The sequence below is a fragment of the Lacticaseibacillus porcinae genome (assembly GCF_003946305.1).
GTDB lineage: Bacteria > Bacillota > Bacilli > Lactobacillales > Lactobacillaceae > Lacticaseibacillus > Lacticaseibacillus porcinae.
The window spans coordinates 188,352-196,613 of record NZ_RHNS01000004.1 but is presented as its reverse complement, the minus strand read 5'-3'; the positions used below and the strand labels follow the sequence as shown (position 1 = coordinate 196,613).

At 46.8% G+C, this 8,262-nt stretch carries 9 protein-coding genes; 4 read left to right on the top strand and 5 right to left on the bottom strand.

Annotation, left to right across the window (positions count from 1 at the left end; all coding sequences use genetic code 11):
* Positions 1–569: 569 nt before the first annotated feature.
* Complete coding sequence (locus tag EKM92_RS05965) at positions 570–1,037, bottom strand: Dps family protein (RefSeq protein WP_125708895.1); 468 nt, start codon at positions 1,035–1,037, stop codon at positions 570–572.
* A gap of 122 nt (positions 1,038–1,159) precedes the next feature.
* Here EKM92_RS05965 and EKM92_RS05960 point away from each other — a divergent pair, with 122 nt between their 5' ends.
* Positions 1,160–1,669, top strand: coding sequence for a hypothetical protein (locus tag EKM92_RS05960; RefSeq protein ID WP_125708893.1), 510 nt, complete (start codon positions 1,160–1,162; stop codon positions 1,667–1,669).
* 556 nt (positions 1,670–2,225) lie between these two features.
* Here EKM92_RS05960 and EKM92_RS05955 read toward each other — a convergent pair.
* A complete protein-coding gene (locus EKM92_RS05955) occupies positions 2,226–4,058 on the bottom strand; it encodes a GGDEF domain-containing protein (protein WP_125708891.1) in 1,833 nt (610 codons plus the stop codon).
* Between the two features lie 119 nt (positions 4,059–4,177).
* Here EKM92_RS05955 and EKM92_RS05950 point away from each other — a divergent pair, with 119 nt between their 5' ends.
* On the top strand, positions 4,178–4,945 hold the full coding sequence (locus tag EKM92_RS05950) for a YdcF family protein (protein ID WP_125708888.1): 768 nt from the start codon (positions 4,178–4,180) through the stop codon (positions 4,943–4,945).
* 41 nt (positions 4,946–4,986) lie between these two features.
* Here the strand turns inward: EKM92_RS05950 and EKM92_RS05945 are convergent, their stop codons facing one another.
* The 3 genes from EKM92_RS05945 to EKM92_RS05935 form a co-directional block, all read right to left on the bottom strand.
* A complete protein-coding gene (locus EKM92_RS05945) occupies positions 4,987–5,349 on the bottom strand; it encodes a bacteriocin immunity protein (protein ID WP_125708886.1) in 363 nt (120 codons plus the stop codon).
* Positions 5,350–5,426: 77 nt separating this feature from the next.
* Entirely contained in the window at positions 5,427–6,167 is a 741-nt protein-coding gene (locus EKM92_RS05940; RefSeq protein ID WP_125708884.1) for a response regulator transcription factor, read from the bottom strand.
* Entirely contained in the window at positions 6,164–7,453 is a 1,290-nt protein-coding gene (locus EKM92_RS05935; protein ID WP_125708882.1) for a GHKL domain-containing protein, read from the bottom strand. Before EKM92_RS05935 ends, EKM92_RS05940 begins: the two co-directional genes overlap by 4 nt.
* A gap of 184 nt (positions 7,454–7,637) precedes the next feature.
* Here EKM92_RS05935 and EKM92_RS05930 point away from each other — a divergent pair, with 184 nt between their 5' ends.
* On the top strand, positions 7,638–7,985 hold the full coding sequence (locus EKM92_RS05930) for a bacteriocin immunity protein (protein ID WP_125708880.1): 348 nt from the start codon (positions 7,638–7,640) through the stop codon (positions 7,983–7,985).
* A 16-nt stretch (positions 7,986–8,001) separates the two neighbouring features.
* The gene (locus EKM92_RS05925) at positions 8,002–8,262 is read left to right on the top strand and encodes a bacteriocin immunity protein (protein ID WP_125708878.1); all 261 of its coding nucleotides are present in this window, start codon (positions 8,002–8,004) and stop codon (positions 8,260–8,262) included.

Sequence of the window (8,262 nt, the reverse complement as noted above, 5' to 3'; positions counted from 1 at the left end):
AACTGTAGACACGTAATTAAATGGCATAGAAGCCGCGGATCCACGAAGCAGAATACTGTTTCGTGGATTTGTTGTGCGTTAAACGCAAAAACGTGAGTCGCATATGCGACTCACGTTGAAAGATCATTTAATGATGACTTCTGTTCCATTTGGCATCTGGAATACTTAAACGGACGCAGCCGTGGGAACTTGGCTTTTTATCAGTAGACTGCTTTTGAAGCATTATATTCACCGTTTTCGTCAGTGGGGACGGTATGGAAGAGATAAGTGGTGCCATGAGAAGTCGAGTCATCGACCCCGGCAGAACAATACATAGTGTATACTAATTGACTGTTCTGTCTGATGTGAACACGTTGTTTTTCAAGACCGACAGTTGATCCCACAGCTGTTTCTGCGGTGATAGCGGGAGAAGTTTTGATTAACAAGTCGTTGCCAAACAGTACGTGATCGCATCAGTCATTGCGCCTTTTATCCTCATGCAGGTATATCATTTGCAAAGCGGGAAAGTCTTTGGTCAGCGTCGAAAATAAAAAAACGACCCGCCAGCGCGAGTCGCTTCCTAAATCTAATTAGGCGTCAATTTCTGGGGCATGACCGCGTTGTGCGGACAACATCCAGATGCGTTTTTCAATTTCTGTGTGGAAACCAGTTAAAATATCTTGGGTGGAATCGTCGCCTTCTTGACCAGCGGCGTCAATGCCTTCTTGGTAAACTTTTTGCAAGTGGCGATAGCCGGCGATCAAGCGAGCGAAGCGTTCATCGATGGTGGCGTCATAAGAGCCTGGGATCGATTGAATGCCTGAGTGTTCTGCAAATTCTTCCAGCGTTGAGTAAGGCGCACCGTCGATCATGATCAAACGTTCTGCGACCGCATCGAGTTGGTCGTTGATCTCATCTTGATAGTCATCCATCAACGGATGCAAGAATAAGAATTCTGGCCCGCGCATATACCAGTGGGTTTGGTGAATGACTGCAGCCATTTGACTGAGATCTGCGACGAGTTGGTTTAAAACAGTTTTGGTTTGAGGATATTGCATAAAACCCCTCCTTTGCCTTAAAGGCGATCCAAAGCAGCTAACAACATTCATTATACCAAGAGGCCTCAGGACTTGGCAAAGTTTCAGCATGTTGGTAGACTGATGACAAGGAAGTGACTCACATGTCTGATTTACGCACGCGCCGCACATTATTTGCCATCGATCGCACCTTTTTCAAGTTGTTGAAGACGCATGCCTTCACAGAGTTGAATGTGTCGTTGATTTGTGCGGAAACGCATATCACGCGCTCAACGTTCTACCAATATTATTTGGACCTCGACGATTGGCTGGAGCGCATCGTTGGCCGCTACACCATTGAGGCCCAAGGGATGATCTCTTGTGTGGATGTGGCTGACGCTGCAGATCTGTCAGCGGTAGTCACTTTGCTTGCAAAAGATGCCGACGCGGTGTTGATGTTGTTCAACATCCACCATCCGGCAGGGGACTTGCAAGCAGAATTGGTGAAATTATTTGCTAATGAATTTGCGCCATTAGTCCAAGACGACGAGTATTTGACGCAACTTTACGCGCAAGCGGCAGCAACAAGCGTGCAATGGCAACTCGCACATCCTAAAGACCAACGCACACAACCGTTAGCCGCAGTGGTACAAGCATTGTGTGATCAACCGTAAGCAAAAGATGCCGATCCATCAATGAACCTTGGCACTTCTGACGCAAATGATGTCCAGCAGCGGGAGTGTTTCATGCCGCCATCGGGCGACAGTGGTCTAGCTCCGTTTCAGTGATTTGAAATTGGGATTCCAGCTGGCTCGCCGCGACATAGTGAGGGTCCTCGTGAAAGCTAGCCGAGATGTGTCGCTACGCTCCCCACTCGCCGGATCTTTCCCTGCGGCTTTGCCTAAGCGATAAATCGCTAAGGCAAATCTCACTATGTCGCGGCGGCCAGCTTCCGTCCCAATTTCAAATCACTTCCACTACGCTAGCCCACTGTCACCCGATGCCTACGAAACACGTTATAACTACTTTGATACAATGTTTGATTTTGTGAACGGTGTCGCAACGTCTGTGTATTTGATTTGTAAGCCAGCAAAACAATGTAGAACATCATCGGAGCTCACAGATTTTCGTGCCAGGGCATATTGTAGCTGAAAAATTAAATTCACACTGACGATGCCGGTCGTCATCATCAAAAAAGGTTGAGACGAATGATGTCTCAACCTTTTTCGTTTATCCAAGGCGCGGTAGTTCTGGTTGGTCAAAAGCATAACCTTGGACATAGCGGCCTTTTAACACATTGCGGACGTAATCGGCGTCAACAGAGTTTTCGATTTGATTGAAAATGACATCGACTTCAAATTGTCGACAACGTTGATACCATGCGACCATCGCGGCTTCTGCTTCAGTGTTATTTGAGAAGGCTTCCCGCAAGCCATTCAGCGAAATGTTGAGGCCATCGACTAATGGTAAGATCTCAGTCACCAAATCAGCGTCTTGTTGGAGATGCAACACATCAGGAATAATGCGAATGTCGTATTTTTCATAACGCGTGCGGACTTGCCTTAAGGTTTCGGCGCTGGGCAACTCACGTAAGTTGACCCATAGTAATTTCGGGGCGTCAGGCTGATTTAGGAAATCGCCTAATAATTCTGGGATCTCTGGTTGCGCGAATTCTTCAGCGTTCAGGTAAATCGACATCCGCTCTTTGGTATTCATGTGGGCCGCTTCTTGCATAAAGGCCAACTGCGTCTTAAGCGGTTCTGGGTGCATCATCGTTTCCCAGCGGTCTTGGTCGCGACAGTAATGGGCAAGCAACACTTCGTTGGCCATGACTTCCAGATTGTGTTCCACATCGACTACCCGTTGCGTGAAGTAAGTATAAGTTTCCATCGCCCGTTCTGGTTTCATATCTGAAACGGCTTGACCAAAAAGGGTAATGGTATCGCGGCCACGTTGTTTAGATTGGTACAAGTTTTTGTCGGCGCGGGCGAACAAATCATCAGCTCGGGCATCGGCAAAAGTCAATTCCGCTAAGCCACAAGATAAAGTACACGGAATTTTATATTGATCCGCGATAAACGGATGCGTCCGTACCGCTTGCCAACAAGCCCGCGCTAATTCCAAGGCCACTTCAGCTTTAACAGTGGGACAGACAATCGTGAATTCTTCACCGCCTGTGCGATAAAGGGTCGCTGGCAGTTGCTGAGTATTGATGCGATTTTGCAAGGTGTTGGCGATGCCAGTTAAAATCTGATTGCCAGCCAAATGCCCAAAGTGATCATTGATGGCCTTGAAATGATCGATATCAATGGCAATGATGGTCAAAGGCTCAGCTTCATGATGCGCTTTAGCAAAAACTTCCGCGAATTCTGATTCAAAGGCGGCAAAGCTTTTGGTTTGCGTCAACGCATCGTATTCCACTTGATAAGCATTGGCTTTGCTTTGCAGTTCTAAGCGATGGGCACGCGCTAAAAAGACCCCAGAAACCGCAATAGCCACAGTGGAAAAGCTCAACGCTTCTAAACGTAGTGGCCACGTCAAGGTAAAGCCATGAGTGTGCATCGGTAGCGTCAACCAAAAAGCGGCCGCCACTGTCCATATCGCTAAAATATGGCGATAAACATGATAGCGGATCGCTGATCGGTAAAACCACACAACCGTGGCCCAGCCAGCAAAAAATACCAACATCGTCCAGAAGTTGAGCTGATCAAAATCATTTTGGTAATACCATAAGCCAACGCCAAATAAAATGACTAAACGGGCGATGTATTCCCAGAAATTGGTATCAGCGTCAAACATTAAGAAAGTCAACACAAATACCGTGATTGCATTGAATAACAATCCCGAGTTTGGTAGATCCCTTGCCGAACTCACTGCAAAAAATAGCAGTGCGACTACGGTAGCCAGCCCTGGGACCCAGATCCGCCACCAAACGCCGCGCCATGTGTTGCGCGGAATGGCGATGGCTTTTTCCCAGTTGCGATTTTGATAATTAACGAGACCCGTCGTGAACAAAAGCATCATGACGGCTTGTGCGGTGTACAATAATAGCGCGTGAACCATACGTTTGCCTTCCCCCTTGGCAAATTTGTCACTAGGTTCCAGTATATCATTAGAATTTGGTTAAATTCAATTGCAACCCTTGTGCGTAATACACTTTTTGTGAAGAAAAGGAGTTAAGAATGATAATTGCACACCAAATCAATATCTTGGCGCGTTTCTTGGGACCACGGGATGTGCCTAAATTATCGCAAGTGGCTTTTCAGAAAACCATTGGTCATTCGAAAGTGGATGTCTGTGCATTATTTGGCGGGTCGATCATCGCTGGCGTTGATGTATTGGCTGAGGCGATGCAACATCACGTGGCGAAACATTATGTAATCGTCGGCGGCTACGGGCATACCACTGAGAAGTTATTCGCACAAGTTGCTCAGTTATATCCCGAAGTGACGCCAGTTGAAAGTGAAGCTGAGTTATTTTCACAAATATTGCAACTCAAATATGGATTATCTGTGGACGCCTTAGAGACGAAATCGACGAATTGTGGGAATAATATTACGAACTTATTAACGCTAGTGGCGGCACATAACTGGCCGTGCGAGTCGGTATTGTTGATGCAAGACGCGACGATGCAATTGCGGATGCATGCCACGATGAATAAGGTTGCCCCCGCGGTTCAAGTCGTGGATTACGCGACGTATCAAGTGACAGTCACCGATGATCTGCGGTATGGTGCAGTTCCAGAAGGCATGTGGGCCATGCATCACTACTTGACGCTGTTATGTGGCGAGTTGCCGCGATTGCGCGATGACGCCAATGGCTATGGCCCACAAGGCAAAAATTACTTAGCGCATGTCCATATTCCCGATGCCGTAGAACGGGCCTGGCAAACCCTTGTCGATCAAGATCCCAGTTTGAATCGTAAAGCTGATCCGCGGTTTAAAAGTTAAACGTGTAAGCAAAAATCCCGATCACGTGATCGGGATTTTTGTTAATGTCGCGGCATCGGTTCAAAAATACTGTAAAACTGTGACTTATCAGAAAAGTCCGCCATATATAACCCGTTCCAGCCGGCTTTTTGGCCGATGACACTTAAATCGATCAGCAACGCCTCTTGGTCTTTGGGGTAGTGTAATTTCCCAGCACTGGAGCGAATGCGGATATAATTCACCAAGCGATTGACTAAAGCTGGTGGATTCTTAACTTTGGTGATCTTCTTGTCGACTTGACCTAAGACATCGATAATATCGCGCATTTCTGGTGTTTGATCAGGCCGCGCCGCCAGTAATGGGAGCAACGCTTCGATATCTTGTTGCGTTTGCGCCGCCATTTGGGCATCTTTTGCTTTTGACATGGCATTCACCTCGATTTCAGCGTAACGCGAATCGCCACGCGCAACGCAATTACCGATGAACGTGGGTGATCACGCGATTAACGTTCAAGTAATTGTTTGCGCAAGCTCGCGACTTTGCGAAAACTGACCTCTGCAGGTGCGGCGTGAGCAAAAGTCAGCTGCCGTTTTTTCACATCAAAAGCAGTGACTTTGGCCAAGTTGACTAAATAACTTTTATGGCAGCGAAACAGTTGCGGATAACGACTTTCATAGTCATTGAGATTGCCGTGAAATTCTGCAGTTTCGCGATCACTGATCAAATTCAAGGTGCCAGGGTCTCCAGGCACCGTCATCAAATAGGAAAGCTCGGCTAAAGCCACAGTATGAATGGTGCCGGCCAAACTGTAAGTGATCAATTCATCAGCATGAGTCATGCGTTGCGCAATGTCGAGCAAGTCTTGGTGGATCATCGCCGCACAAGTGTCTGCGGAAAGGTCTTTTTGAATCAGATCTAGCGGCATGATCTTATGGGTGACGATCAATAAGGCAGATTCTGGATGATTGGTGACAAAAATAATGTCTGCAGCAGGAACATGTTCGCGAATAAACGTCGCGACGTCGATCCCACTGATCGTTGAATCCTTGATTTCAATATCTAAGAAAAAAATCGCCGCATGCGGGGTTTGCTCAGTTAGGTCAGTCATGATCGCTTGCGGATCGCCAGTCGCTAATTGTAATTGAAATGGCAAGGCTTCGATCATCATGATGTTATTGAGCTGTTGGGTGAGAAATTCGCGATAAATCGGGTCGTCTTCTAGCAGGTAAATATTTTGCATCATGCTACCTCGATCACTAAAGTAATGGACAGTTTGCCTCTGATCACACGCTTCATCAGCTTTAAATGGTGATCGCGGCGGGTGAGTGTGCGAATATTTCCCCAACCAAGACCATGGCCGACGCCTTTAGTGGTGTAGCCAGCTTGACTCAAACGCGAAAGGTCAAAATCTTTCGGCACCGAGTTGATCACCGTGATCGCCAAAGCTTGCGGCGATTCGATCAATAACACGTCTACTTCACCATGCGTGGCTGTCGCTTCAATGGCATTGTCCAATAAGATCCCGACGATCCGCAAAGTCGCCAGCAAATCATCATTATTTTGAATGTTGGCAGTGCCACTAGTTTGAATGTTCAATTTGATCTGCTGGTTTGCCGCTTGGGTCCATTTTAAATACAGCAAACTGCGTAGTGGTAAGGTGGCCACTGCACTAAGCGCTGAGCGATTGGGCTGGATCTCATTTAAGGTGTGTTGAGCCTGCGTCAGGACTTCTCGGGTTTGGGTGGCGTCATGATCAGCATCAAGGGACACTTGCAAGGTCGCTAAGACGTTTTTGTAATCGTGCAAGATTTTTTGCGTGTGGGCTTGTTGCGCTTCAAGGTCGGCATAGTATTTGGTGCGAGCAGTTTCTGCGGCTTGCAGTAATTTGATTTGGTTGCTGGCTTGTAAAGCGTGATTCAAAAAGAAAAACGCCGCGAGATTGCTGGCGATCAACAACAACAAGATCCCCAAAGTGATCGCTTGAAAATCAAAGCTCACCGCCATCAGATCAGCGATGGTATCAGCGGTGTAAAGGCTGGCACAAGTCAGTAGCGAATAGCCGACAAAGACGCGCCGGCTGCTGGGATCGGTGTAAAGCGTCTGCTTCAAGGTTTGCAATTGCCGATCAAAGTGGTGGACGGCATAAAGAATGGCTGCGATGACGATAAGATTGATCAGAATCGTTGAGATCCCATCGGCAATTTCTAACTGAGGCGTTGAAAATGGTAGTTTGATCAAACGCGGTAAGGTGACCAAATTGCGATAGAAAATATAGCCATCGATCAACAATAAAAAACTGATGATCAATGGGGCCTCATGACGCTTCAATAAACTAAGAATATAAATGGCGGCAAAGATGATTTCACCAATGGTACTGAACGCTAATGAAAAAAGGATAGCGAGCAGCCACCATTTCACAGCGTAACGCCATTGAATCTGGCCAAAGATAAGTTCAGCTTGCACAATGAAGATCATGGCAAATTGCGGGATCACTTCCATCAGGTAGGTGGCAGGGGTGACATTGATCATGGTTAAGCGCCTCTAACGTTTTGACTTTCCGTAGCATTCCATTTCAATTATATAGTTTATCATGGCTGATCCGGAATAAAATTAGAGACGTTAATATTCGCAATGATGACGTTAATAATTCTGATCGGATATTTTTATCGATGTTGTTATACTGAAAGGGTCAGAAGAAATTGGGGATGAGCAAATGGAAATTCGGGAAAAGGCGCAAGCACAGATCCATGATTTATATAATGATCTGATGCAACGTGAACCCACACCGGCATTGATCGATATTACCGATGTGTTGTTACAAGTGTATAAAAAATTGGATACCGTCAAAAATCCAGAGGTTTGGGTGAACCGTTTGGTCAATTATATTTATATCGTCGGGAAGGCGAGCAACGTCGGCTTCAACCGCAAAGAAGAAGCCATGTTGATCGCATTAGGCGATATTTCCAAGCTTGCCGGATGGAACGGTGCCAATCGCGCCGCCTTTAACGACAAAATGCAATTTTACGGGCCGCTAGATCCTAAGCCGGCACGTTTTCCATAAAAGGAGGGGTTGGCAGATGGCTGCAGACTTTGATCAAATCGTCACTTTGGTGGAGACGGCGTTAAATGATCCTGAAATTTCAAAGGATCCGCAACTGGTGACCTTGTTGACGAAAATCGGTGAAGCCGCGATGAACAAGCAACATTTTTATGATGATCGGCGCAAGTTTCAGCCGACCGTGTCGATGTACGCGTTAGCGCATCATCACCAATTGCCACCGGTGTTGTTGACGTTGTTGAAAGTGGTGCAAACACCGCGGGGTTGGAGTGGCTTTTAG

Bases quoted from the DNA above. Each gene is read 5' to 3' on its own strand.
- EKM92_RS05965 (WP_125708895.1), bottom strand. From the start codon at position 1,037: ATGCAATATCCTCAAACCAAAACTGTTTTAAACCAACTCGTCGCAGAT.
- EKM92_RS05960 (WP_125708893.1), top strand. From the start codon at position 1,160: ATGTCTGATTTACGCACGCGCCGCACATTATTTGCCATCGATCGCACC.
- EKM92_RS05955 (WP_125708891.1), bottom strand. From the start codon at position 4,058: ATGGTTCACGCGCTATTATTGTACACCGCACAAGCCGTCATGATGCTT.
- EKM92_RS05950 (WP_125708888.1), top strand. From the start codon at position 4,178: ATGATAATTGCACACCAAATCAATATCTTGGCGCGTTTCTTGGGACCA.
- EKM92_RS05945 (WP_125708886.1), bottom strand. From the start codon at position 5,349: ATGTCAAAAGCAAAAGATGCCCAAATGGCGGCGCAAACGCAACAAGAT.
- EKM92_RS05940 (WP_125708884.1), bottom strand. From the start codon at position 6,167: ATGATGCAAAATATTTACCTGCTAGAAGACGACCCGATTTATCGCGAA.
- EKM92_RS05935 (WP_125708882.1), bottom strand. From the start codon at position 7,453: ATGATCAATGTCACCCCTGCCACCTACCTGATGGAAGTGATCCCGCAA.
- EKM92_RS05930 (WP_125708880.1), top strand. From the start codon at position 7,638: ATGGAAATTCGGGAAAAGGCGCAAGCACAGATCCATGATTTATATAAT.
- EKM92_RS05925 (WP_125708878.1), top strand. From the start codon at position 8,002: ATGGCTGCAGACTTTGATCAAATCGTCACTTTGGTGGAGACGGCGTTA.